The sequence below is a fragment of the Mesorhizobium sp. M1B.F.Ca.ET.045.04.1.1 genome, from assembly GCF_003952465.1.
GTDB lineage: Bacteria > Pseudomonadota > Alphaproteobacteria > Rhizobiales > Rhizobiaceae > Mesorhizobium > Mesorhizobium shonense.
This window is the reverse complement of the sequence record NZ_CP034448.1, coordinates 4,274,024-4,298,824: the sequence shown is the minus strand read 5'-3', so window position 1 is coordinate 4,298,824 and position 24,801 is coordinate 4,274,024. Positions and strand designations below refer to the sequence as shown.

Below are 24,801 nucleotides of genomic sequence, written 5' to 3'. Positions count from 1 at the left end.
GGCCGCGTGAGGTTTCCCGTGAATGCCGTAAAGCACCCGATCAAGAGATCGTTTGTATTCTTCCTCATCCCCGACTTCACCATGATCGCCTTCGCGACGGCGCTCGACCCGCTCCGCTCGGCCAACCGGATGCTCGGCTACGAGGCCTATAGCTGGCGTTTGGCCAGCATCGACGGCAAGCCGGTGCGCGCCTCGAACGGCGTCGAATGCGCCGTCAACACCTCGCTGGAGGAAGAGCGCAGGAAGATGGCCGGGCCGGATAGGCCGAACATGGCGATCGTCTGCAGCGGCATCAATGTCGAGCGCTACCACAACAAGTCGGCCTTCGCCTGGCTGCGCGAGGAGTACAATCGCGGCGTCGCCGTCGGCGGCCTGTGCACCGGCGCCCATATCCTGGCGGCTGCGGGCCTCCTGTCCAACAAGCGCTGCGCCATCCATTGGGAGAACCTGCCGGGCTTTTCGGAGGCCTTCCCGAAGGCCAATGTCTTTGCCGACCTCTTCGAGGTCGACCAGAACGTCTACACCTGCGCCGGCGGCACAGCCGCGCTTGACATGATGCTGAAGCTGATCGGCGACGACTTCGACGAAAGCCTCGTCAACCGCGTCTGCGAGCAGGTGCTGACCGACCGCGTGCGCAGTCCGACCGATCGCCAGCGCCTGCCGTTGCGGGCGCGCCTTGGCGTGCAGAATTCCAAGGTGCTGACGATCATCGAACTGATGGAGGCGAACCTCTCCGAGCCGCTGTCGCTGATCGAGATCGCCGACCACGTCGATCTGTCGCGGCGGCAGATCGAGCGCCTCTTCCGCACCGAGATGGGCCGTTCTCCTGCCCGCTACTATCTCGAGATCCGGCTCGACCGCGCCAGGCATCTGCTCATCCAATCGTCGATGCCGGTGGTCGAGGTGGCGGTGGCCTGCGGCTTCGTCTCGGCCTCGCACTTCTCCAAATGCTACCGCGAGCTCTACGCCCGCTCGCCGCAACAGGAACGCGTCGACCGCAAGCAGTTGCTGGCGGCTTGAGCCAGTCAGGTGGCGGCTGCTTGGGCGGGCTGCGTCTGCGCCGTCCGCATGGCCTCGATGCGGATATCTTCGGTCAACCGCGCCTTGAGCGCCGAGAATTCCGGGCTGGTCTTCAGCGTGTAGTGGCGCGGGTGCGGCAGCTCGACCGGCACGTCGGATTTGATGCGGCCGGGCCGTGCCGTCATCACGATCACGCGCGAGGCCATGAAGATCGCTTCCTCGATATCGTGGGTGACGAACAGCACCGTCTTCTTGCGCCGCTCCCAGATGCCGAGCAGCAATTCCTGCATCAGCCCGCGGGTCTGGTTGTCCAGCGCGCCGAACGGTTCGTCGAGCAAAAGGATCGCCGGGTCGTTGGCTAAAGCGCGCGCGATCGCCGTACGCTGCTGCATGCCGCCCGAAAGCTGTTTCGGCCAATGGTTCTCGAAACCCTTCAGCCCGACGAGATCGACATAGGAAGCGACGATGTCGTTGCGCTCGCGCTCGGGCATGCCCCGCTCGCGCAGGCCGAAGCCGATATTTTCGGCGACCGTCAGCCAGGGGAACAGCGTGTACGACTGGAACACCATGCCGCGATCCGGCCCCGGCCGGGTGACGGCCTTGCCGTCGAGCAGCACGCGGCCGGTGCTCGGCGCCTCCAGCCCGGCGACGATCCTGAGCAAGGTCGATTTCCCGCAGCCTGACGGGCCGACGATGGTGATGAAATCATTGGCCGCGACCGCGAGGTCGACAGGCTGTAGCGCCTGCACCGGCTGGCCGCCCCTCACCCCGCCAAAGGTCCGCGAGACGCCTTCGATGACAAGCTTGCTCACGCCAGGCTCCATGGATAGAGCCGGCGGTTGAGCGCCTTGAAGGCGAAGTCGGACAAAAGCCCGATCAGGCCGATGACGATGATGCCGAAGATGATCTGTCCGGTCGCCAGCCGCGACTGGCTGTTGATGATCATGTAGCCGATGCCCGATGACGAGCCGATCAGCTCGGCGACGATGACATAGGTCCATGCCCAACCCAGCACGAGCCGCAGCGTCTCGGCGATCTCGGGCGCGTTGGCCGGCATGATTACGCGCTTGACGATGCCGTTGTCGGTCGCGCCCAGCGTATAGGCCGCCTCGACCAGGTCGCGCCTTGTGCTGCCGACCTTGACCGCGACGATCAGGATGATCTGGAAGACCGAGCCCACGAAGATCACCAGCAGCTTTTCCAGTTCCCCAATGCCGGCCCAGAGGATGAGCAACGGGATGAAGGCAGATGCCGGCAAATAGCGGGCGAAGGACACGAACGGCTCGAGGAATGCCTCGACCGGCTTCCAGGCGCCCATCGCGATGCCGATCGGCACGGCGACGATCGAAGCCAGCACAAAGCCGCCGAAGACGCGCCAGATGGTGATCAGGATGTCGAGCCAGAAACGGTCCTCGACCAAAAGTCGCCAGCCGTCCGTCAACATCGACAGCGGGTCGGCGAGGAAGATCCGGTTCACATGGCCGCCGAGCGTAATCCAGGCCCAGAACGCCACGAAGAGCACGAAGAAGGCGATGCCGAGCACGGTTCGAGTGCCCGGCGGAACGGGATGCAAGGGACGCAGCATCAGGGAAAGCCCTTGAAAGGAGCGATCGGCGGCGTGCCGCCGCCGATCGGGGAATGCGCGATCAGTTGGCCACCGCGCTGGTGTCGGCAAGCGTCGTCACGTCGGGCGCTTCCTTGATCAATCCCATCTGCAGCAATAGCTCCGCCGCGGTCTTGGAAAAGTCCTGGAAATCCTTGGTGAAGAACTGCTTGTTCTCCTCGCGGTCGGCCCATTTCAGGTATTTGGCCGAGTCCTCGAACTCCTTGGCCGACTGCTTCACGTCGGCGCCCATGATCTCGTAGGATTTCTGCGGCTCCTTCTTGATCATGTCGAGCGCGTCGAAATAGCTGTCGGCCAGCGCCTTGGCGGCATCGGGATTGGCCTTGAGGAAATCCGGCGTGCAGCCGACGGTGTCCAAAACCATCGGATAGTCGAGCGTGGTCGCCAGGATGTGCCCCTGGTCGGCCTTGCCGCGCACAGCGGATATGAAGGGCTCGTAGGTGACGGCGGCATCATTCTGGCCTGCGAGGAAGGCTTGCGCCGCCGCGTCCGGCTCCAGGTTGACGACCGTCACGTCCTTGGTCGACATGCCGTTCTTGTTGAGCACCCAGGCGAGCAGGAAATAGGGCGACGTGCCGGGCGCGGACGAGGCGACATTCTTGCCCTTGAGGTCGGCGACCGTCTTGATGTCGTTGCGCACGACGATGCCGTCGGCGCCGTAGGATTTGTCGAGCTGGAAGATCTGCTTGGTGGTGACGCCGCTGGCGTTCCACACCATCCACGTCTCGACCGTGGTCGCCGCGCATTGCAGGTCGCCGCTGGCAATCGCCAGCGGCCGGCTTGCCTGCGGAACCTTCTTCAGCGTGACGTTCAACCCATGTTTCTCGAAAATGCCAGCCTGCTTGGCTAAAGTCAGCGGCGCGAAGCCGGTCCAGCCGCTGATGCCGATGGTGAGCGACGTGGCGGCCATGGCCGGCGCCGATCCGACAACAGCCGTCAGAGCCGCCGCGAAAATGCTGGTCCTGTTCATTGAGGTTCCCCTTTTATGTGGTGAGAAGAAATTGTCTCACAGAGCCCAAAAGGCTTGTCAATGAAACAGGATCGGTCATGGACCATGGTCTAGCTCAGCGCGGGGAAGCGCCTTGCGCGCCGGACCGGTGCTGCCGCGCGCTAGGAACGACACCGGCTTCAATATCGGTCGCAATAGCACTCGGCCGACGAGATGCGGTCGTTCCAGCCGGAGCCTCCGAAATCGCGGACCCTGCGGTTGAGCTCGATCGAGCGGCCGCGCCTTTCTGAATTCTCATAGGCGACCAGCGTGCAGCCCCGGCGCACGAGCACCGAGGAGACGCGATCGTTCCAAAACCCGCCCCGGAAATTGACGGCATCGTCGGGGCCCATTTCGAGCGAACGTCCGCGGAAGTTTGCATTCTCGAACAGCACGCAGGCCGCTTCGCCGTAAAATTGGGCGCTGGCGCTGCCGGCAAATATTGTCGACGCAAGTGCCGTCAGGATGGCCAAACGTTTCATGTGATGCTTCCTCATTTGATCGCGTTGCGCGATGGCGCCGGCCCCACCATATTTTGCCATCGTGCCGCGCGAGGAAGCAAGTCCGCGCCACTCTGGTCGCCCCCCTCTGGTCTGCCATTGCCGGCGGTCAGCGGCTGTCCAGCATCCAGCCGCGGTTGCGCCACATCTTTTCGCCGGCCAGGCAATCGGCGGCCGGCCTGTCGTCGGCGAGCAAGACCGGCGGGTGAGCCGCCTCTTCCGCCGCCCATTGCGGCGAGGCCGGACCGGCAAGCTCGAGCACCAGCTTGCGGCGGATCGCTTCCGGGAATTGAGTCCAGTCATTGACCGGGATCATGAAGGCGCCGGGACCGCCGATGACGCAGTCGCTGTAGTAGCGGTCGAGATTGTCGACGTCGAAGACGCCGCTGAAACCGCCCCTTGTCATCAGCGGCAGTCCGTTGATGGTGATGCCCTGCTTCACCACCTCGTCGCGCGTGATATCGACCGGCGCGCCCTGGTTGTTGGGTCCGTCGCCCGAAACGTCGATGACGCGCTTGGTGCCCTGAAAACCGCTTTCGGCGAAAAGGTCGCTGCCGAATGTCAGCGCGCCGGAAATTGAGGTGCGTCGCGCGCTGTCCGGCGGATGCGCATTGAGCTGCGCGACGACCCGTTCGGCATCGGCGCGATTGGCGATCACCGTCCATGGCACGACGACCCGCTGCCATCTGGTGCCGGCCCACTCGACATAGGTGACCGCGATCTTGCCATAGACGCCGTCGGCGATGGCCTTGAGCACATTGTCATGCGTCAGTGCCGCCGCATAGCCATGACGCTGGATCTCGAGTTCGGCCGGCGACATCGAGAGCGAGACATCGACCGCCAGCACCAGCTGGACGTCGACCGGCTCGGCCGCGGTTGATCGCGCTGTCAGGCCAACGAGCAGCGCCAATGCGGCGGCGCCGGAAAGCCAATGCCCTGTTCGGCCGAAAGCGGACATGACGCAAGGGTAGGCGATAATCGCGCATGAACAAAGTAAAAAGGCCCGGCGTCGACCGGGCCTTTTTGCGTGTTCAGACGAGAACGCGCTCAGCTTCGCGGCTTGAGGTTCTCAGGGTCGTAAAGCGGCTTGTAGCCGACGCCGGCCACCTCGACCGGATAGGTCTCGCCGAAATATTCCACATTGAGCTTGCGACCCTCCTGGGCATACGTCCAGGGCAGGTAGGCAAGCGCGATGTTCTTGCCGATCGTCGGACCGTAGGCGACCGAGGTGGTGAAGGAGCGGCGGCCGAGCTCGTCGACCAGCGTCTCGCCGGTTGCCGGATCAAGCACGGGCATGATGCCGACCGGATAGCGGGCGACGCCCTTGGAATCGGTGTTCTCGGTCATCACCAGCGTGCAGAGCATCGCCGGCTGGTGCTCGCGGGCGCGGTATTCCAGATGCTTGGCCTTGCCGCAGAAGTCGTTTTCCTTAACCTTCGGACGGGCGAGGTCGGCTTCGAGCAGATTGTATTCGGTCAGGAGATCGGCGTTCTGCAGCCGCAGGCTCTTTTCCATGCGACGCGTGTTGGCATAGGTCTCGACGCCGAAAGGCATGACGCCGGTGGAGCGCAGCGCGTCCCAGACCGCAAGCCCGTCCTCGTAGCGCATATGCAGCTCCCAGCCCTGCTCGCCGACATAGGAGATGCGGAAGGCGGTGACGTCCTTGCCGGCGATGCGGATCGGCTTGATTGCGGCGAAGGGGAAGTTCTCCGGCGTCAGCCCGTTCGGTTCCTCGACCACCTTCTGCAGGGTCGTGCGCGCATTCGGGCCCCAGATACCTATAGTGACATATTTCTCGGTCACATCGGTGACGGTGACATCAAAACCTTTGTCCTGCGCGGTGCGCTGCATGTAGCGGAAGTCGCGCGGGCCGGCATCGGCGCCGTCGATCACCCGGCAGCGGTCGGCCATGCGGATGACGGTGAAGTCGGCGCGCACCATGCCTTCCTCGTCGAGGAAGTGGGTGTAGATGCCCTTGCCGATATTGTTGTCGCCGCCGATCTTGGCCGCGCACAGCCATTCGAGCAGCGCGACATGGTCGGGTCCCTCGACGTCATACATCGAGAAGTGCGAGAGGTTGACGATGCCGCAATCCTCGCTCATCGCCAGATGCTCGGCGTTGGAGACGCGCCAGAAATGGCGGTTGTCCCACTCGTTCTCGCGCACCGGCACGCGGTTGCCGTATTTTTCCAGGAGATGCTCGTTGGCGGCATAGCCGTGGGCGCGCTCCCAGCCGCCCAGTTCCATGAAATAGCCGCCCAGCTCCTTCTCGCGCTCCCAGAACGGCGAGCGGCGGACGTTGCGGCCCTTGGAGAACGGCTCGCGCGGATGAACCGCCGGATTGTAGACCTTCATCGCCGTCTCGGTGCAGCGATCCCAGATGAACTCTTCCTTCGTCTGGTGCGGGTAGAAGCGCGAATAGTCGATGGCGTGATGGTCGATCGAGGTGCGGCCGTCGGTCATCCAGTCGGCAATGAGCTTGCCCATACCCGGGCCGTCCTTGACCCAGATGGCCACGGCATACCACAGCCCCCTCACCTTCTGGCTTTCGCCCATCGACGGGCCGCCATCGGTGGTGACCTGCAGCAACCCGTTGAAAGAATGGCCTTCGTTGTAGCCGAGTTCGCCGAGAATCGGCGTCAGCTCCATGGCGCGCTCGAGCGGCGCCATGATCTGCTCCATGTCGAGGTCGCGCTGCGACGGCGACAGCCGCGCCTGGTCCTTCTCGAGCAGGTCGCGCGGGTGGCACAGACGCGGATTGGTCTCCTCGTAATAGCCCCACTCGATCTGCCCGCCCTCGGCGGTCTTGGGATCGCCGGTGTCGCGCATATAGGCCGAATTGCCCTGATCGCGCAGCAGCGGCCAGCCGATCTCCTTGCCGGTGCCGGCGAACTCGTTGTAGGGGCCGAAGAAGGTCAACGGATGGTCGATCGGCATGACCGGCAGGTCCTCGCCGACCAGTGCCGCAGTCAAGCGGCCCCATATGCCGGTACAGACGACCACATAGTCGGCCTCGATCGTGCCGCGCTCGGTCACCACGCCCTTGATGCGGCCATCCTCGACGATCAGCGACTTGGCCGAGGTGTTCGCGAAGGCATTGAGCTTGCCGGAGGCGACACCCTGGTCGACAAGCTTGCCGGCCACCGTCTGCGAGCGCGGGATGACGAGGCCGGCATCCGGGTCCCACAGGCCGCCCTGCACCATGTGCTCCTCGATCAGCGGGAACTTCTTCTTGATCTCGGCCGGTTCGATCAGCCGCGCGCGTGTTCCGAACGCCTTGGCCGAAGCGATCTTGCGCTTGATCTCGTCCATGCGGCCATCGTCGCCGACGCGCGCGACCTCGAGGCCGCCGATACGGGCGTAGTGGCCCATCTTCTCGTAGAAATCGATGGAATAGAGCGTCGTCCAGCAGGACAGAAAATCATGGCTGGTCGTATAGCAGAAGTCCGAAGCGTGCGCGGTCGAGCCGATGTCCGTCGGGATGCCCGACTTGTCGATGCCGACGATGTCGTTCCAGCCGCGCTCGATCAGGTGATGGGCGACCGACGCGCCGACAATACCGCCCAGACCGACGATGACGACCTTCGCCTTTTTCGGAAACTCTGCCATGGCCCGCGACTCCAAAGTGAAAAAGCGGGCGGACTATAAGGCGGAGCAGTGGGAGGATTGAAGCCTGTTTGCGACATTGCGAAAGAGCCGAGCGACCCTGACGAACGAACGCGCTTCCCCAGGCGCCAGCAATTGCGCCGGAACTAGGCGGAAGCCTCCATGAGCTTCTCGAAGACACGCTGCTTGGCTGCGCGCACGCTATCCTCAAGCGACTTCGCCTTGGCCAGATGTGCGGCGATCGCGCTGGCCAACATGCAGCCGGTTCCGCGCATCGATCCGGCAAGGCGAGGCATGTCGAAGCGAACGGGTTCCCGGTCGGGGCTCAACAGGATGTCGGTTGATCTTGCCCCTGCCGCGTGACCGCCCTTGAGCAGCAGCGCCTGCGGCCCAGCCGCAAGCAATCGCCTCCCCTGCCGCAGCACCTCTTCGTCGTTCACGGCCGAACCGGTCAGCACCGCCAGCTCAATGAGGTTCGGCGTAACCAGACGGCAAAGCGGCATGAGGTCACGCTTCATGACGTCTATGGCATTCGGTTCCACCAGCGGCCTGCCTGACGAGGACGCCAGTACCGGATCCAATACTGCCGGTATCCGCGGATTTTCGTTCAGCACGCCGGCAACGGCGGCAATGATTGAGGCGTTTGCGAGCATGCCGATCTTGATGGCCGCCACCTCGTTGGCCTGCAACGCTGCTCGCATCTGATCGGCGACCAGGCCGGGTTGCAGATGGAGGATGTCCTTTACGGCGCCATGTGTCTGCACCGTCACGGCGGTCACGGCGAGACAGGTCCGCAGGCCGATCGAGGAGATCGTCTCGATATCGCGCGCAATACCGGCCCCCCCGCTGGAATCCGATCCGCCGACGACAAGCACATGCAGCTCCCGGTTCAGCGCCATTGATGCGTCTTTTCGATCCATTCTCTGGTGCGCGCTTCGGGATCGGAATTCAGCGTTATGTCCGTGACCACCGCCGCGCTGTCGGCGCCGGCTGCGAAAACGCCGTCGAGCCGCTCGGGATTGAGACCGCCGATAGCGACCAGCGGGAGAGGCGCGATCCGGTCCTTCCATGCGCGGATCCGTTCCAGCCCCTGCGACGCCCATTTCATCTTCTTCAGGATGGTGGGATAGACAGGGCCGAGCGCAACGTAGTGGGGCTCCGCCGCAACGGCCGTTTCCAGCTCGGCATCATCATGCGTGCTCAGTCCGAGCCTGACGCCGGCCGCCTGTATCGCCGGAAGGTCGGCGGTTTGCAGATCCTCCTGGCCAAGATGGATGAAGTCGCAGCCCTCCTCGATCGCCAGACGCCAATGATCATTGATGATGAGCTGGCAACGGTGTCGGGCGCACAAGGTTCTTGCCTTGCGGATCTCCATGCGCAGCCCGTCCTCGTCCATGTCCTTGATGCGGAGCTGTACCAGCCTCACGCCAAGCGGCACCAGCCGCTCGATCCAGGCGGCGCTGTCGACGATCAGATAAAAGGGATCGAGCTTCATGAAAAAACCGCCCTGCCGAATGTCGGCGTCGATGGCACGGCGACATCGCGCGGCTCGATCAATCCCGAACCGAAGGCCTCGCGTCCGGCTTCGACCGCCTTGCTGAAAGCGCGCGCCATGCCGACCGGATCGGCCGCCTTGGCGACCGCGGTGTTCAGGAGCACAGCGTCAAAGCCGAGTTCCATGACGGTTGCCGCGTGCGACGGCCGTCCAAGCCCCGCATCCACAATCAGCGGAACATCGGGGAAATGTCCGCGCATCGAGCGCAGCGCCATGATGTTGACCGGCCCGAGCGCCGAACCGATCGGCGCGCACCACGGCATCAGGACCTTGCAGCCCGCGCCGAGCAGCCGCTCGGCGACGATCAGATCGTCGGTGGTATACGGGAACACCGTGAAACCGTCTTCGCACAGGATGCGGGCGGCTTCGACCAGGCCGAACACGTCCGGCTGAAGCGTGTCATGGCTGCCGATCACTTCGAGCTTGATCCAGGACGTGCCAAAAACCTCGCGCGCCATCTTCGCGGTCGTCACGGCTTCCTTTACGGAATGACAGCCGGCGGTGTTGGGCAGGATCCTCACGCCGAGCGAGTTAACCAGCGACCAGAATTTCTCGCCGCCCCTGCCGCCCGCCATTTCACGGCGCAGCGATACCGTCACCACCGAGGCGCCCGACGCCTTGACCGCTTCGGCCAGGATGGCCGGCGAAGGATACTGGGCAGTGCCGAGAAGCAGGCGCGAAGGCAGTTGGGTTCCAAGAAGGTCGAACATGGCTAACCTCCTTGCATGGGCGAAAGGATTTCGATCCGGTCGCCGTCGTTCAATCGGAATTCTGCTCGGTTGGCCTTGTGCACCACGTCGCTGTTGACGGCCGTCGCCAGCCAATCGCCTTCATAGTCAAGCTCGGCAAGCAGCGCCGCCAGCGTTGCCGCGGCACTGTCCAGCGCTTCTCCATTGACGATCAATCTCATGCGCAAGCTCCCACGCGTTTGTCGGGATTGAAGAGGATGTCGGCCGCCTGCCGCGCCATGGCGGGGGCAAGCAGGAAGCCATGGCGATAGAAGCCGTTGATCGCGACGCCGTTTGCGAGCGATTCGATGCGTGGCAAATTGTCGGCAAAGGCTGGACGGACCCCGGCGTTCGCTTCGACGATCGTCGCCTCGCCGAAGGCCGGATGCAGCGCACAAGCCGCGCCGACCAGTTCCATCATGGAACGGACGGTGACCGGGCCGGCCTCGTCGCTCTCGATCATCGTCGCGCCGGCCATGAAATGGTGATCGGCGCGCGGCACCATGTAGAGCGGAAAGCGCGGATGCAGCAGCCGGACGGGGCGAGACAGCGAGACATCCGGCGTGCGCAGGATCAGCATTTCGCCGCGAACGCCGCGCAACGCCGCATCGTCCGCAGCGATCCCCCGGCAGTCGACCTCGCATTCGAAACCTGGAAGGCCTTGGCCGTCGGTGGCGAAACGGAAGTCGACGCCCATGGCGACTAGCTTGTCATGAAGCGCCGCCATCGCACGGCGCGGGTCGAGATGCGCTTCGCAGGGGAAGAACAGCCCGCGCTTGAAACGGCCGGCGAGGTCGGACTCCAGCCTTGCGATGTCCTCCTCGCCGAGCCAACGATGGCCCGAGGCGCGGCTTGCGAAGCGGTCGAGCTCGCCCGCATCGCGCGGCGCAGCCACGACGAGCGTTCCCGCCCGCGTCACTTGGCCAGGCAAAACAACATCCCACCAGTCTGCGGCGCCGCGTCCGAGATCCAGCACCGGCTGCTCCGCGCTCTCGCGCTCGCACCATGGCGCCAGCATGCCGCCTGCAGCCCATGACGCATTGCCGCCCAGCTGAGGCCGGAGTTCGGCAACAGTGACCGACGCGCCGCGGTTCGCAAATTCGAACGCCGCCGTGAGGCCGGCCACGCCGGCCCCCTTGACCAGCACTCTCATCACGACTCGGCCGTGCTGGACGCGGCTTCGCTCACCGGCATATAGAGATCGCCGCCGGCGCGGTATTTCTCCGCCATCGCCGCCATCCCCTCTTTCTGCGCCTCGGCCCGGATATCATGGGAGATGCGCATGGAGCAGAATTTCGGTCCGCACATGGAGCAGAAATGCGCCACCTTGTGCGCTTCCTTGGGCAAGGTCTCGTCGTGGAACTCGCGCGCCGTTTCGGGATCGAGCGACAGGTTGAACTGATCTTCCCAGCGGAACTCGAACCGCGCCCGCGACAGCGCATCGTCGCGGACCTTCGCCGCCGGATGCCCCTTGGCGAGGTCGGCGGCATGCGCGGCGATTTTGTAGGTGATGACGCCGGTCTTGACGTCGTTGCGGTCCGGCAGGCCAAGATGTTCCTTCGGCGTCACATAGCAAAGCATTGCCGTGCCGAACCAGCCGATCATGGCGGCGCCGATGCCTGAGGTGATGTGGTCATAGCCCGGCGCGATGTCGGTCGTCAGCGGCCCCAGGGTGTAGAACGGCGCTTCGCCGCAGACGGCCAGCTGCTTGTCCATGTTCTGCTTGATCTTGTGCATGGGAACATGACCGGGGCCTTCGATCATCACCTGGCAGTCCTTTGCCCAGGCGATCTTCGTCAGTTCGCCAAGCGTCTCCAGCTCGGCGAACTGCGCCGCATCGTTGGCATCCGCGATCGAGCCGGGGCGGAGGCCGTCGCCGAGCGAGAAGGAGACGTCATAGGCTCGGGCGATGTCGCAGATTTCCTCGAAATGCTCGTAAAGGAAGCTCTCCCGGTGATGGTGCAGGCACCATTTGGCCATGATCGACCCGCCGCGCGAGACGATGCCCGTGACCCGGTCGACGGTCAGAGGGATGTAGTGCAGCCGCACCCCGGCGTGGATGGTGAAATAGTCGACGCCCTGCTCGGCCTGCTCGATCAGCGTGTCGCGATAGACCTCCCAGGTCAGGTCCTCGGCAATGCCGCCAACCTTCTCGAGCGCCTGGTAGAGCGGTACGGTGCCGATCGGCACCGGCGCGTTGCGCACGATCCATTCGCGGATGTTGTGGATGTTGCGGCCGGTCGATAGGTCCATCACCGTGTCGGCGCCCCAGCGGATCGCCCAAACCATCTTTTCGACCTCTTCGGCCATCGAGGAGGTGACGGCGGAATTGCCGATATTGGCGTTGATCTTCACCAGGAAATTGCGGCCAATGATCATCGGCTCGCTCTCCGGATGGTTGATGTTGGCGGGGATGATCGCACGGCCGCGCGCCACCTCGTCGCGCACGAATTCCGGCGTGACGAAATCCGGGATCGACGCACCGAACGCTTCCCCGTCCTGTTGCAGCTTGCCACGCAGCATCTCGCGGCCAAGGTTCTCGCGGATGGCCACGAATTCCATCTCGGGCGTGATGATCCCTGCGCGCGCATAGGCAAGCTGCGTCACCGCCTTGCCGGCTTTCGCCCGCAACGGACGGTTGCGGATGGGGAATTCCGGCGTCAGCCGTTCGCCGGTCGCAAATCCGTTGTCCTCCGGCCTCACATGGCGGCCGTCATAGGCCTCGACATCGCCGCGCGCCGTGATCCAGTCCCGGCGAAGCCGGACAAGTCCCTTTTCAATGTTCGTTTCGATCGCCGGATCGGTATACGGGCCTGATGGATCGTAGACCGTCACCGGCGGCTCGCCGGCGGTCGGATGCACGCTGATCTCGCGCATCGGCACTCTGATCTGCGGATGGATAATGCCGGCCTTGTGGATCTTCCGTGAGGCTGGCAGCGGTCCCGTCGAAACGGTGGGGGTCAAGGCATTCATTTGAGGCTCCTTTGCTCAACTGCATTGGAGACCCAGTTCTGTGCCGGAAGGATGTAGGACGCTTTGGTCTGCCTGCTCGACGCAGGTCTTCGGGCATGGAGTCCCGCAAAGCGCTTGCACCGTCCCTACGCCAGTATGAACTGGATCAGGTTCAACGGGTCACTGCGCCGCGAAAGCCAGCAGTATCTCAGCCCCTTGCCGGGACTCCCCTGGTGAATGCTTCAAGTTGAACGAGCCGCCGCCGTCTTGTCAAGCGCGTTCGGCCGGCGGCAGTGGGTCAGTTTGAAATTCCCAGCATCATTCCTCGACCCCATACGAACCTATAGGGCCGAGCATGGCGGCAACATAAGCGATCACGTCGGATTGGATGTCGTAGCGCGCGTGATAATAAGGGTCGGTAACTTTCACGAGGCGATCTTTGGGCATTCGCTGCGCATGGGCGTGAAAAAACGCTAGGTGTTGGGCAGTGTCCAGAATTTCTCGCGTATTTCTGGAAATTTGCTCGTCATTATCCCGAAACGGATGTTTCATGACGAAATGCATGCGTTCAATGGCATCTGGGTATTTTGTCAGATGCAGCCGCATAAACTCTTTGAGTTGGCTGTCGCTGAACGTTCTTTGCCTCAATTCAGTTTCTTTCGATAAGGCCCGCGAACCATTGGTTTCTCGGCTTCTTTCGCTTCAATCAACGCGATAATATCACCGATCTCCCAAAGCTTGTCAGCCACGCCAGCGGCCATCGCCGGCGTGACGCGCAGCGTCTTATGGATGCGCACGAAGTTGTAATACATGAAGTGCAGAGCAACCGCGTTGGCGTGAACCTCTACCTTCTTTGAGAAGCCATTGGTCAGGCGGGTGAAGCGGCGCATGTGCATGCGCATGGTGAGGTTCTGGCGTTCCGCAAACGACGTGCTGACGTGCTTAGGATCGGGGTTGCCTTCGACGGTCTCTTTCCGTGCGCCAGTGCATTCGGCGGAGCTGTAACGGCCCTTGGCGCTGTCCGGCGACGTGCCGTAAATCTTGACCAGCATGGCGTAATCGACATCACAACCGAAAGCGCCTTCCACCGCTTCAAGGTAAGCCCGGTGGCGGTCGCTAGTCAGTTGAATGCGATTGGCGAGGCGGCGCGAAAGATCATCAATGAAGGCCATCGCATATTCGCTGTCGCGGCCACCGACCAGCCACGACATGACAAGCTTGGTGTCGGCATCAATGGCCGTCCAAGTCCAAGTGTCGCCAGCCCACTCCGGCGCAGCCTTGGCAGCCGGGACATTCTTTTCCTTGGCATAGGTGAAGCTCCAGATTTCGTCCACCTGCACCCGCTTGCAGGTCAGATTGCGAAGAGCCTGGTCCTGATATTCGGCGCACACCGCGCCAGCGTCCGAAAGCAGCTTGGCAACGGTGTTTTTGCTCATCCCCATCACGGGGGTGATGGCGCGGATCGACTGACCCTCACAAAGCATGTGGAGGATTTGCGAACGGGTCTTGGTGTCGAGTTTATTCACGCATTCGTTATGGCATGTGCTATAAACGAAGTCAAGCATAAAGGTCAGTTTAACGCGTTACGTTCATTCATTTGTTGACACCCAACCCTTTGGTGTGTAGGGTGATTCCGCATGAGGGTTGTGTTCGCGGACAAAAATCTTGCGCGCATTCTGACGGACGAAGCCCACAAGCTCGGCCTGCCGATTGCCGTTATAAAAGCCGCCCGAAACAAGCTCGTGCAACTGGAAGCAGCGGCCGACGAGCGAGACCTGAGAAACTTGAAAAGTCTAAACTATAAAAAGCGGCAAGGGTCCGATGACGGGATCAGATCGATCCGCGTCAACGACCAGTATCGTATTCAATTCACGATTTCGGACGGCGAACGGCCTCCAATCGTAACAATCACTGCCATCGGCGACACGCACTGAGGAGGGTCGGCATGACTATCGCATCTAGCCTTACTGACGTGCCCCACCCCGGCGAGTTCATTCGCGAAGAATTGGACGCGCGCGGTTGGTCTCAGCGCGACTTGGCTTATATCCTCGGCGTTCAGGAGCAGGCGATCAATCCTATCATCTCCGGCAAGAGAGGAATTAGCCCGGAGATGGCGAAAGCGCTTGGGGACGCGTTCGACGTGTCGCCCGAATACTTCGCCAACCTGCAGCAGGCGTACGAGATGGCGAATGCCCACGCGCCAGATCCTGGCGTTGCAAGACGTGCACACCTGCAAAGCGTCTATCCTGTCCGCGAGATGATTAGGCGCGGCTGGTTGCAAGATACCGGCGTTAGCTTGCTAGAGGCGCAGATGATGCGCTTCTTCGGCAAGAATGACCTATCTGATATCCCTTATTTGGCGCACGCCGCAAAGAAGGCGGATTATTCGGAAGAGACGCCGGCTCAGGTAGCTTGGCTATTTCGCGTGCGTCAGCTTGCCTTAGAAACTGTGGTTCCGAGCTATTCAGAATCCAAGCTTCGTACGCTCGCTCAGGAGATAACCAGATATATGGTTGATCCTGAGGACGTCCGTCGCGTGCCTCGTGCTCTTGCTGAGTGTGGTGTGCGGTACGTGATCGTGGAAACCTTGCCCAAAGCGAACATCGATGGAGTTTGTTTCTGGTTGGATGGCGGTTCTCCGGTTATTGGAATGACGGTGCGCTTCGACCGGATCGACAATTTTTGGTTCGTTCTTCGGCATGAAATTGAGCATGTCCTCAACCGCGATGGTCAGGGGAATCTTGGCCCTGAGATTATCGATACCGAGCTTGAAGGGGAGCGAGCTGGCACGGGCGACACACTGCCAAAAGAGGAGCGCTTGGCTAACCGGGCTGCGGCTGAAATCTGTGTCCCCGCAACTGAATTGGAGTCGTTCTACATTAGGAAATTCCCGTTCATTTCCGAGAGGGACATGCTGGGCTTCGCCCGCCGTGTGCAGAGACATCCGGGAATTGTTGTTGGTCAGCTACAACGCAAGATGGAGCGTTACGACTGGCTAGCCCGGTACAAGGTCAAGGTGCGTCATTTTCTGATTGGCAGCGTCGTGGTTGACGGGTGGGGTAACGCTGCTCCGTCCAATTTGTAGGAGCAACCAATGGCAAAGTACAAAGAGCAGCTTCAGCGAGTGTGGCATGAATACGAGCATGCACACGGGCATGTCCCTGCCTCGCTACGTGAAGCAGTGCAATGGGGCGTATCCAAGGGGATGATCCAGGCCCCGGAAGTCGATCCGCTGGCGAAGCTGGTTGAGGATATGTCTGACGCGCTGCGCGAAGAGTACGCAACCGATGCGGACGGCCGCCGCTACCGCGTAAATCACGCTGTGCGAGTGACGCGGGCAGGAGTGCAGTATACCTTTTGGGCCGTAATGAAAGATGCGCCTCGCGAGCACATGCAGAAGGCGTTTATCCAGCGGCGCGAACAAATCGTTGGCGATTGCGTACAACTCGCTACCGACGTTGACGCCTACAACACGATGAAGAAGGACCAGCCGCCGATCCAGATGCTTTTCGACTTCCGAGATGACGTTGAAGAGCGTTTCGCCCTTGATGGTCGAAAGGCCGCCTAGCTTTTTTTCCAACGAGCCTCAGCAGCGATTCTGGCGATCTCCGAGCGCTGCTCAGGCGTCAGCGCTTCCATCCTTGCCTTGGAACCTTTGAGGCCCCCTTTGCGAGCGCTGGCGAGAGGCTTCTTATCTTCGGCTTCGCCCGTGGCGAGATCGACAATCGACTTTGCCAACTGGTTCGGATCGCGCGGGCGCTTGGGGTTGGTTGTCACGAGGCGGTCAACTCAAAGCCAAGATAGTCCCTAGAGCCGTTCCAGCGGAACATCTCGCCGCACTTGTGGCATGCGAACTCACCGCGCTCACGTTGCGGGCCATCCTGATAGCGCGCAAGATAACGCGTCCCGCACTTCTCGCAGGTGATTTCGACAGTTCCAGTGCTCATCAAAGCCATATCCGCAATATGGCATCGCAGCCGGTCACTTCAAAGTCGGAATTTCAAACTGACCCACTGCCCGGCCGGCAATTGCCGCTCAACACCGTCGTGGATGGAAGGTTGGCGATCGAGCGGACCCGGAAAGCCAGGCGAAAGAAACACGCGCGAGGCTGGAACCGGATTCATCACTGGTCTCCGGGAGTGACTTGCGGCGCGCGGCGACCGCCCTTGGCTGCCGATCCCCACAGCGCCATCAGCGGCGCGGCCAGCAGCAGGAAGGGCGGCAGAAGATTGGGGAAATAGATGCGGGTATCGTGGATCGGGAAGACGGTGAACTTCGCCAGCACGCCGAATACGAGAGCCGCGAGCAGGATGCCGGCGCGGCGGTCGAGCCGGAAGCCGGCGCGGTCGAGCCCGTACCAGCCGGCTAAAGCCAGCACCGACACGCCGACCCAACTGTTGACGTTGACGGCGCGCACCACCGAGGCGGCAAAGGCCTTGAGATAGGCCACCACCGAGAATGGCGGCTCGAAGCCGTCCATGTTGTAGTGCTGTTCGATGCTGGAGAACCACAGATGCGGCCACCAGCCGGGATGCTGCGCCCAGTGCGAAATGGCGAAATAGGCGATGAAGGAGGCGGCGAAACCGGCGAGCGCGCCCCATGCCTTCTGCCGGAAGGCGACCAAAAGCACGGCGAAGATGGCGAGGAAAACGATGTTGTCCGGACGCGCCATGAAGGCCAGGAAAAGCAGGATCGCCGTCGCCACCTCGCGTTTGCGCACAAAGGCAAACAGCCCGCCGAGGAACAATGCCGAGCACAACAGGTCAGGCGTCGAGGCCCGCGCGGCGTCGCCGAGATCGGCCATGATCAGGACGGCGCCGGCGACCGGCGCCAGTGCCAGCGCGCCCTCCGCGCGCAGCCAGGCGAGCGTGATGATGCCGAACAACAGCACCGAAAATACCTGCACCAGCCGCATCGCCTCGACCGGCGACACGACATGGCTGAGGCTCGACAGGATTTCGGCATAGAGGAACTTGATCCGGTACATGCCGAGCAGCGAATGGAAGTCGGCGGCATTCTCCGTCATGTGGCTGCGGAAGCCGCCGCCATCGTCGGTCAGCGTCTTGTAGTCGCCCGCCGATACGCCTTCCCTGACCGTGCTGTAGGCATAATCATGCAGCGCCTGCGGGTCGAGATAGGTGCCTTCCTCGGCGATCGCCAGATAAGGCAGCATGTCCCAGTTGGCGTCCGGCATGAACCAGGCCGTCACAGCAGTGAGCAGGATGTAGAGCGAGAAGGCGGCCGCACCGATCGGCGCGGCCCATCTCGCGTAAACCCCCTCGCCCCAGGCAAGACCGGCTTCGGTCGGCCGGTCGAGCGGATTGGCGGGAGCGGCTGGCGGCCTGGTCAGCATCGTCTGTCTCAGCGGACCTGGCTTTTCACGAAATCCTTCACGATGGCCACGATGCCGCGCGAGAGCAGGCTGTCGAAGGCATCGACGAAGCGGTCGACATGCTCGCGCTGGCAGATCAGCGGCGGCTCGAGCCGAATGACGTTGCGGTTGTATTCGGTGAAAGCGACGAGCACGTCATAGTCGCGCAACAAGAGCGCGCCGACGAAGCCCGACAGCGAGCCCTTCAGTTTGTCGTCGAGCACGCTGACCACTGGACGCAGCACCATCGGCAGGGTCTGCGAGAAATCGTGGAACTCGAGCCCGACCATGAAGCCCTTGCCCCGCACGTCCTTGATGATCTTCGGATATTTTTCCTTCAGCGTCCGCAGCCGCTGCAAAAGGTACTCGCCGGTCGAGGCGGCGTTATCGATCAAGCCCTCGTCATAGAGCACGTTCAGCGCCTCGATCGCGGTGATGCAGGCCTCGCCCATGCCGCCGAACGTCGCCATGGCATGGATCATCGCCGTCTTTGGCGTGCCGTAGGCCTTCATGTAGACGTCGCGCCTGGCGATCATGGCGCCGACCGCGGCCTTGCCGCCGCCGAGCGATTTCGCCAGCGCCGTCACGTCCGGTACGACGCCGTAATGCTCGAAGGCATAGAAACGCCCGGAACGGCCATAGCCACACTGGACTTCGTCCGCGACCCACAGCACGCCATGCTGGTCGCAAAGCGCGCGCAGCTTCCGCCAATATTGCGCCTCTGCCTGGATGATGCCGCCGCCGCCCTGGATGGTTTCGAGCACGATGACGCCGATAGCAGGGTCGCTCTTGAACAGGCGTTCGACGGCGTCGATGTCGGCGAAGGGGATGCGCACTGCATTGTCCGCCACCCTGAACTCGGCGCGGTAGAGCTGGCCGTCGGTGATCGCCAGCACGCCCTTGGTCTTGCCGTGGAAGGAATTCTCGGCATAGACGACCTTGGGCCGCTTTGGGCCTGCGGCGCGCTCGGCGAGCTTCACCGCCGCTTCCATGGCTTCCGAGCCGGATGAGCCGAGGAACACCATGTCGAGGTCGCCGGGCGAGCATTTGGCGATGTTGTGCGCCAGTGCCGCCGCATATTGCGACATGAAGGCGATGGCGATCTCCTGGCGCTTCTCCTCCTGGAATTTCTTGCGCGCCTCCAGGATGCGCGGATGGTTGTGACCGAAGGCCAACGAGCCGAAGCCGCCGAAGAAGTCGAGGATCTCGCGGCCGTTCTGGTCGATGTAGAACATGCCCTCGGCACGCTCGATCTTGACCTTGTGGAAGCCGAGCAGCTTCATGAAATGTAGCTGGCCCGGGTTGAGGTGCGCCTTGAACAGGTCGGTGATGCGGGCGACATCCATCGCCTTGGCCTGTTCGACGCTGATCAGGTCGGGCTTGGCGATGGTAGCAGGCAACAGCGCCGGCGCATCGACCAGCGCGCGCACACCCGGTTCCGGTTTGGCAATGACGGTCATCTCGAAATCCCCCCTTCGTCGCCTTTATTCGGCAGGCACATGTTCGGTGGCGACGGCGTGGCCGTCCTTCTTGGCGCGGTATTCGCTGTAGGCGGCGATCAGCATGTCCTCGTCGCGGTATTGCGGCACCCAGCCGAGCTGACGCTCGGCCTTGGACACGTCGAGCACGCATTCCTCGTCGGCGATCAGATACTGCTCCGGATCCATGATCGGCATGTTGAAGAGGTCGAGCAGGTCGAGCGTGCGCTTGACCGCCCAGCCCGGCGTCGGCAGCAGGATCGACTTGGAGCCGGCATGCTTGATCAGGTCCCCGAGCAGTTTTCTCACCGGCGGCGGATTGAGCGAACCGAGATTATAGGCTTCGTTCGGCACGCCGGCCCTCCAGGCCGCGCGGGCGGCTTCCGCGCAGTCGAACACCGAGATGAACTGATACGGATTCCTGCCCGAGCCGATCATTGGCACCGGCAAATTCCAGTCGATCAGCTTGAAGAGCTTTTCCAGGATGCCGAGGCGGCCGGGGCCGATGATCAGGCGCGGTCGGAACAGCGAGATCGACATGCCGCGCCTGCGCCACTCGACGGCGAGCTCCTCGGTCCTGAGCTTCGACAGGCCGTATTCGCCGAGCGGCGCGACAGGATGATCCTCGGTCATCGGCAGCACCACCGTGTGGCCGTAGATCATGTCGGTCGTGTAGTGGACCAGTTTCGAGGAACCGGCCCTGTCCATCGCCTGGATGATGTGCTCGGTGCCGTGGAAATTCACCGGGAAGAAGAAGTCATGCCGCTTGGCGCGGACCTGGATCGGCGACAGCATCTTGGCCGACAAATTGTAGACCATGTCGTCGGCCTTGAGCCCGACCGCCGCGACCGAAGCCGGATTGGTGACGTCGCAAGTGATGAAGCGCACCGAGCGATAATGCGGCAGGTCGCTCTTGACGATGTCGGCGACGACGACGTTCTCGCCGTCGGCGGCGAGCTTGGGCGCAAGATGACGACCGACGAAGCCGTCGCCGCCGAAAATCACATGTCTCATCGAAGGATCTCGCTTGTGCCGACCTTGTCGGAGGTGATGGAAGCGGTCTGGTCCTCATGCCCTCGTCCACTTTGCGCGATCAGAATTGTGCCGGCGCAGATGCAGGCAATGCCGGCGATGCGCCAGCCGTTGAGATCCTCGCGGAAGACGAAATAGGCAAAGACGGCGACCGCGACATAGGCGAGGCTGAGGAACGGATAGGCGAAGCTGAGCTCGACCTTCGACAGCACGTAGAGATGCGAGCCCATCGAGATGACGAAGGTGCACAGCCCGAGGAAAACCCACGGGCTGAAGACGATCTGCAGCAGCTTGACGAGCGGATTGACGCCGTCGAATGAGATCGGCCCCAGCGACATCATGCCCTGCTTCAGCATGAGCTGCGCAGCGGCATTGGTCATGACCGTGAAGAGAATGAAGACGATGTATTTCATGTTGCCACCCCGCCCTTGAGCGGTCCTACTACGGACCTGCAAATATTTCGTGAAATCACATGTCTATTTTCGGTAAACTTCGATCTTAACGCTTCATTTACCAAGATTTACTCGAATTTTATCTATTCCGCTGCCTCCGCGATATCGCGCCTCACGCTCAGCTTTTTCGCTGTCCGCGCCCAGAAACTCGACATGAAGGCGGGATCGCGAAGCGCCTCCAGCCGCTGCCATTGCGGGAAGGATGCCGCGAAGGTTCCGGCACCCATGCGCGCGTCCTTGTAGGGGTTGACGGCCCCGCCGGCCTCGACCGTGATGTGGTCGAGTTCGTCGAGCAGCTTCAATGTCCTTTCCCCCCTGTTGGGGAAATCGAGCGTCAGCGTGTAGCCCGGCCGCGGGAACGACAGCAGCGCCGGCGAACGGACGTCGACAAATCGCTTCAGCACCGTGAGAAACGAGCCCTGCCCGGCCCGCCGCGCCGCTTCGAGCAGTGCCGGAACAGTGCGGCGCGCGTCAGCCTCAGGAACCACACTCTGGTGCTGGAAGAGCCCATGCGGACCATAGAGCCGGTTCCAGTCGCGAACGCCGTCGAGCGGAAAGAAGAAGCCCTGGTAGCCCGCATGACGCGCATCGGACGAGCGACCCTTCTTCCACCGATAGGCAGCGTTGAAGACGGTCAGGAACGGGCGGTTGAGCACGTTGAAGGGTGGCTGCACGGCCACCGAAAGCCGGCCGCCCGCCTGCAAGGTGGCATGCGAGCCGTGCTCGGCGTGATTGCCGGTGAACAAAAGGCCCCGCCCTCGCGCGTGGCCGCCCGCAAGCTGATCGATCCAGGCAACGGCATATTCGTCGGCCTGGTCGGCTGCGCCGGCAAGATCGAAGAACTCGCCGAGATCGCGAAACCGCGTCGCTTTTTCGACGATGTCGAGCGAGGGCACCCGCATCAGCCGGATCGACGCCGACAGGATCAGTCCGGTCAGCCCCATGCCGCCGATCGTCGCCCTGAACAGACGGGCGTTCTCGGTGTCGGAGCAGCGATACGTCCGGCCGTCGGACCGCAGCAAGGCCAAGGATTCGACATGGCAGCCGAATGTGCCGCGCCGGTGATGGTTCTTGCCATGCACGTCATTGGCGATGGCGCCGCCGAGCGTCACGAACTGCGTGCCGGGAACCACGGCCGGAAAGAAGCCGTAGGGAGCGCCGTGTGCAATGATGTCGCAAAGCAGCACCCCGGCATCGGCCTCGATCACACCGGTCTCGGCGTTAAACGAACGGATACGGTTGAGCGGCCGCATGTCGACGACCATGCCGGCGTCGTTCTGGCAGCTGTCGCCGTAGGAGCGGCCATTGCCGTAGCCGATGAGCGAGCCCGGTTTGGCGGCGCCGCTCTTCAGCAGCGCAATGGCCTCGTCGGCCGGGATCGCCCGGCGTGCCGGCGGCGTCGCCAGCCCGAAGCTGCCGAAGCGTTCGCTGCCCATCCTCACCAGCCCCAGCCCCCGGCAACGAGAAGCGCCGAGCCGATGGCAACGACGATCTGGCTTCGCCAGTCGCGGATGATGAAGACGACCGGATCGTCATGCATCTCGTCGCGGCGGGCGAGGATCCAGACGCGCATGGTCAGGTAAAGCACGATCGGCGCCAAAGGCCACATCACCCACGGATGCGGATAGAGCTCGCGCACCGCGACGCTGTCCATGTAAAGTGCCAGCACCAGGGCCGAGGAGAAGGCCGAGGCCATGCCCGCCTGGGCGACGATCTCCTGGTCTTCGGTGCGGTAGCCGCGGCCGGCGATGCGCTCGCCGGCCGCGATGGCGGTCGTGCGCAACTCGACGAAGCGCTTTACCAGCGCCAGCGACAGGAAGAAGAAGATCGAGAAGGCGAGCAGCCAGAAGGAAACGTCGACGCCGGTGGCCGCCGCACCTGCCAGCACTCGGATCGTGTAGAGGCCGGCGAGCGTCAGCACGTCGATCAGCAACATGCGCTTGAAAGACAGCGAATAGGCCGTGGTGACGATCATGTAGCCGCAAAGCACGCCGAGGAACTCGATCGGCAGCAGGCAGCCGGTGGCGATGCCGATCGCGAGCAGCACAAGGATGGCGCCGAGGCCGAACGGGATCGACAGCGCACCGCTGGCAAAGGGCCTGTTGCGTTTGGTCGGATGCTTGCGGTCGAGCGCAAGGTCGAAGAAGTCGTTGACGATGTAGATGGCGGAGGCCACGGCGCTGAAGGAAACGAACGCCAGGGCGCACTGCCAGATCATATTTACGTTGAAATACTCATGCGACAGCACCATCGGCACCGCGATCAACGAATTCTTCAACCACTGATGGACCCTCAGCATCTTGACGTAGGTCTTGAGCGTCGGCTTCGGCGCCGGCATGGTCTCGGCGCCGTGCGCCGCCTGCCAGCGCTGGGCGCTGCTGTCCGGCGCCACCACGATGGCGTTGCGCGCCGCGTCGAACACCTTGAGATCGTGGCGGCTGTTGCCCGCATAGTCGAAGCCGGCATCGCCATAGGCCGCGACCAGCGACGCCCGCTTTCTGCCCGAGGTCAGATTGTGCGGCCCGTCCGTTGCCAGCACGCGGTCGAAGATGCCGAGATAGGCGGCGATCGTCTCGGCGAATTTGCGCGGCGTACCGGTCGCCAGCACGATCTTGCGGCCGTCCTCATGTTCGGCGCGGAGCCGCTCCAGCAATTCAACCCGGTAGGGCAGCGAGGCCGGATCGATGTCGATGCGCCGGGCGATTTCCTGCTTGAGCCGCGCCGGGCCGCCGGTCAGCCAGAGCAGAACCAGAAAAAGATAGAGCGGGTTCTTCTTGAGCAGAACGAACAGGCCTTCCCACAGAAGGTCCGTTGCAATCAGCGTGCCATCGAGATCGACCGCAAGCGGAATTGCGTTCCTGTCCGACCGCGCGTCCATTGCCCTGCCCTGCTCACCCCACGCCGTATTTCGGCGTCTTCGCAATGGATATAACGGGGGATGACGGAGCGAACGTTAAAACGCCCGGTTGCAGCGCGCTGTGCTGGGGTATTTCCGGTGTTATCGTTAAGCAGCGGCTATCGGAAACGATAAAAGGCCGGACATTCGCCCGGCCTTTGCCGATCATGTCTGAGAGTTTTTACTTGATCCGGGCAATGCCGCCCGAGATTTCGACCGTTTCGGAGCCGGTCAGCGCTTCGAGGTCACCATTGGGCAGGGTGACAAAACAGCCATTCGGGCAGAACTCCACCGTCTCGCCGGCGGCCAGCGCCAGCTCGGTCTTACCGCCGCCTTCGGTCACGATCAACGTCCGCGTCTGGGCGTCCTTGTTGACCGCGCTGGCGCCAAAAGCCGAACCGCCCAGGGCCAGAAAAGCGATGGCGGCAACGACAGACTTCCACATTGCAATTTCCGGTGTTTCCACACCGCCTCTGTTGCATTTCGCAAGGCATTCCCGCCCTTTGCGTGAGAGCTTATATGAGATGTAACCTGAACCGCAACTGAATGCCGCATTCATGCCACAATTGGTTTCGGCAGCCGGATACAACGCCGCCGAA

26 protein-coding genes and 1 riboswitch are annotated in these 24,801 nt (G+C 62.6%); of the genes, 4 read left to right on the top strand and 22 right to left on the bottom strand.

Annotated features, from left to right (window positions below):
• Positions 1-81: 81 nt before the first annotated feature.
• Positions 82-1,020, top strand: coding sequence for a GlxA family transcriptional regulator (locus tag EJ071_RS21155; protein ID WP_348628162.1), 939 nt, complete (start codon positions 82-84; stop codon positions 1,018-1,020).
• Positions 1,021-1,025: 5 nt separating this feature from the next.
• Here EJ071_RS21155 and EJ071_RS21150 read toward each other — a convergent pair whose 3' ends face one another.
• The 14 genes from EJ071_RS21150 to EJ071_RS21085 form a co-directional block, all read right to left on the bottom strand.
• A complete protein-coding gene (locus EJ071_RS21150; protein ID WP_126099622.1) occupies positions 1,026-1,832 on the bottom strand; it encodes an ABC transporter ATP-binding protein in 807 nt (268 codons plus the stop codon).
• A complete protein-coding gene (locus tag EJ071_RS21145; protein WP_126102657.1) occupies positions 1,829-2,602 on the bottom strand; it encodes an ABC transporter permease in 774 nt (257 codons plus the stop codon). Before EJ071_RS21145 ends, EJ071_RS21150 begins: the two co-directional genes overlap by 4 nt.
• A 64-nt stretch (positions 2,603-2,666) precedes the next feature.
• Positions 2,667-3,614 (bottom strand): ABC transporter substrate-binding protein, encoded by a 948-nt coding sequence (locus EJ071_RS21140; RefSeq protein ID WP_126099621.1) that lies wholly within the window; start codon positions 3,612-3,614, stop codon positions 2,667-2,669.
• Positions 3,615-3,772: 158 nt separating this feature from the next.
• Positions 3,773-4,114: a beta/gamma crystallin-related protein gene (locus EJ071_RS21135; RefSeq protein WP_126099620.1), complete on the bottom strand. Its 342-nt coding sequence runs from the start codon at positions 4,112-4,114 to the stop codon at positions 3,773-3,775.
• 127 nt (positions 4,115-4,241) lie between these two features.
• Positions 4,242-5,090, bottom strand: coding sequence for a DUF1194 domain-containing protein (locus tag EJ071_RS21130; protein WP_126099619.1), 849 nt, complete (start codon positions 5,088-5,090; stop codon positions 4,242-4,244).
• Positions 5,091-5,179: 89 nt separating this feature from the next.
• On the bottom strand, positions 5,180-7,741 hold the full coding sequence (locus EJ071_RS21125) for an FAD-dependent oxidoreductase (RefSeq protein ID WP_126099618.1): 2,562 nt from the start codon (positions 7,739-7,741) through the stop codon (positions 5,180-5,182).
• Between the two features lie 143 nt (positions 7,742-7,884).
• Positions 7,885-8,637: a hydroxymethylpyrimidine/phosphomethylpyrimidine kinase gene (locus tag EJ071_RS21120; RefSeq protein ID WP_126099617.1), complete on the bottom strand. Its 753-nt coding sequence runs from the start codon at positions 8,635-8,637 to the stop codon at positions 7,885-7,887.
• Positions 8,628-9,233: a thiamine phosphate synthase gene (locus EJ071_RS21115; protein ID WP_126099616.1), complete on the bottom strand. Its 606-nt coding sequence runs from the start codon at positions 9,231-9,233 to the stop codon at positions 8,628-8,630. Before EJ071_RS21115 ends, EJ071_RS21120 begins: the two co-directional genes overlap by 10 nt.
• The gene (locus EJ071_RS21110) at positions 9,230-10,003 is read right to left on the bottom strand and encodes a thiazole synthase (protein ID WP_126099615.1); all 774 of its coding nucleotides are present in this window, start codon (positions 10,001-10,003) and stop codon (positions 9,230-9,232) included. The genes EJ071_RS21115 and EJ071_RS21110 overlap by 4 nt, the downstream gene beginning before the upstream one ends.
• Before the next feature lie 2 nt (positions 10,004-10,005).
• Positions 10,006-10,203 (bottom strand): sulfur carrier protein ThiS, encoded by a 198-nt coding sequence (gene thiS / locus EJ071_RS21105; protein WP_126099614.1) that lies wholly within the window; start codon positions 10,201-10,203, stop codon positions 10,006-10,008.
• The gene (gene thiO / locus EJ071_RS21100; protein WP_126099613.1) at positions 10,200-11,174 is read right to left on the bottom strand and encodes a glycine oxidase ThiO; all 975 of its coding nucleotides are present in this window, start codon (positions 11,172-11,174) and stop codon (positions 10,200-10,202) included. Before thiO ends, thiS begins: the two co-directional genes overlap by 4 nt.
• Positions 11,174-12,994, bottom strand: coding sequence for a phosphomethylpyrimidine synthase ThiC (thiC, locus tag EJ071_RS21095; RefSeq protein ID WP_126099612.1), 1,821 nt, complete (start codon positions 12,992-12,994; stop codon positions 11,174-11,176). The genes thiO and thiC overlap by 1 nt, the downstream gene beginning before the upstream one ends.
• Positions 12,995-13,098: 104 nt before the next feature.
• Positions 13,099-13,215: riboswitch (TPP riboswitch) on the bottom strand.
• A 76-nt stretch (positions 13,216-13,291) separates the two neighbouring features.
• Positions 13,292-13,621, bottom strand: coding sequence for a hypothetical protein (locus tag EJ071_RS21090; RefSeq protein WP_126099611.1), 330 nt, complete (start codon positions 13,619-13,621; stop codon positions 13,292-13,294).
• Complete coding sequence (locus EJ071_RS21085; RefSeq protein WP_210211877.1) at positions 13,618-14,499, bottom strand: IS1 family transposase; 882 nt, start codon at positions 14,497-14,499, stop codon at positions 13,618-13,620. Before EJ071_RS21085 ends, EJ071_RS21090 begins: the two co-directional genes overlap by 4 nt.
• A 111-nt stretch (positions 14,500-14,610) precedes the next feature.
• Here EJ071_RS21085 and EJ071_RS21080 point away from each other — a divergent pair, with 111 nt between their 5' ends.
• Genes EJ071_RS21080 through EJ071_RS21070 form a run of 3 tightly spaced genes read left to right on the top strand, consistent with a single transcriptional unit; the run spans position 14,611 to position 16,541 of the window.
• Entirely contained in the window at positions 14,611-14,907 is a 297-nt protein-coding gene (locus EJ071_RS21080; protein ID WP_126099609.1) for a type II toxin-antitoxin system RelE/ParE family toxin, read from the top strand.
• An 11-nt stretch (positions 14,908-14,918) separates the two neighbouring features.
• Complete coding sequence (locus EJ071_RS21075) at positions 14,919-16,058, top strand: HigA family addiction module antitoxin (protein ID WP_126099608.1); 1,140 nt, start codon at positions 14,919-14,921, stop codon at positions 16,056-16,058.
• 9 nt (positions 16,059-16,067) lie between these two features.
• Positions 16,068-16,541: a hypothetical protein gene (locus tag EJ071_RS21070; protein WP_126099607.1), complete on the top strand. Its 474-nt coding sequence runs from the start codon at positions 16,068-16,070 to the stop codon at positions 16,539-16,541.
• Here EJ071_RS21070 and EJ071_RS21065 read toward each other — a convergent pair.
• From EJ071_RS21065 to EJ071_RS21025, 8 genes are all read right to left on the bottom strand, one after another.
• Positions 16,538-16,750, bottom strand: a complete 213-nt coding sequence (locus tag EJ071_RS21065; RefSeq protein ID WP_126099606.1) for a histone H1 — start codon at positions 16,748-16,750, stop codon at positions 16,538-16,540. The two genes, EJ071_RS21070 and EJ071_RS21065, sit on opposite strands and share 4 nt — an antisense overlap.
• Before the next feature lie 346 nt (positions 16,751-17,096).
• Positions 17,097-18,326 (bottom strand): hypothetical protein, encoded by a 1,230-nt coding sequence (locus tag EJ071_RS21055; protein WP_126099604.1) that lies wholly within the window; start codon positions 18,324-18,326, stop codon positions 17,097-17,099.
• An 8-nt stretch (positions 18,327-18,334) separates the two neighbouring features.
• Positions 18,335-19,804 carry an aspartate aminotransferase family protein gene (locus EJ071_RS21050; protein WP_126099603.1) on the bottom strand — a complete coding sequence of 490 codons (1,470 nt, stop codon included), beginning with the start codon at positions 19,802-19,804 and terminating at the stop codon, positions 18,335-18,337.
• 24 nt (positions 19,805-19,828) lie between these two features.
• Positions 19,829-20,836: an NAD(P)-dependent oxidoreductase gene (locus tag EJ071_RS21045; protein ID WP_126099602.1), complete on the bottom strand. Its 1,008-nt coding sequence runs from the start codon at positions 20,834-20,836 to the stop codon at positions 19,829-19,831.
• Positions 20,833-21,267 (bottom strand): EamA family transporter, encoded by a 435-nt coding sequence (locus EJ071_RS21040; RefSeq protein ID WP_126099601.1) that lies wholly within the window; start codon positions 21,265-21,267, stop codon positions 20,833-20,835. Before EJ071_RS21040 ends, EJ071_RS21045 begins: the two co-directional genes overlap by 4 nt.
• Before the next feature lie 122 nt (positions 21,268-21,389).
• The gene (locus tag EJ071_RS21035; protein ID WP_126099600.1) at positions 21,390-22,742 is read right to left on the bottom strand and encodes an FAD-binding oxidoreductase; all 1,353 of its coding nucleotides are present in this window, start codon (positions 22,740-22,742) and stop codon (positions 21,390-21,392) included.
• A gap of 2 nt (positions 22,743-22,744) precedes the next feature.
• The gene (locus tag EJ071_RS21030; RefSeq protein WP_126099599.1) at positions 22,745-24,184 is read right to left on the bottom strand and encodes a UbiA family prenyltransferase; all 1,440 of its coding nucleotides are present in this window, start codon (positions 24,182-24,184) and stop codon (positions 22,745-22,747) included.
• Between the two features lie 199 nt (positions 24,185-24,383).
• Positions 24,384-24,647, bottom strand: coding sequence for a hypothetical protein (locus EJ071_RS21025; RefSeq protein WP_126102656.1), 264 nt, complete (start codon positions 24,645-24,647; stop codon positions 24,384-24,386).
• Positions 24,648-24,801 lie beyond the last annotated feature (154 nt).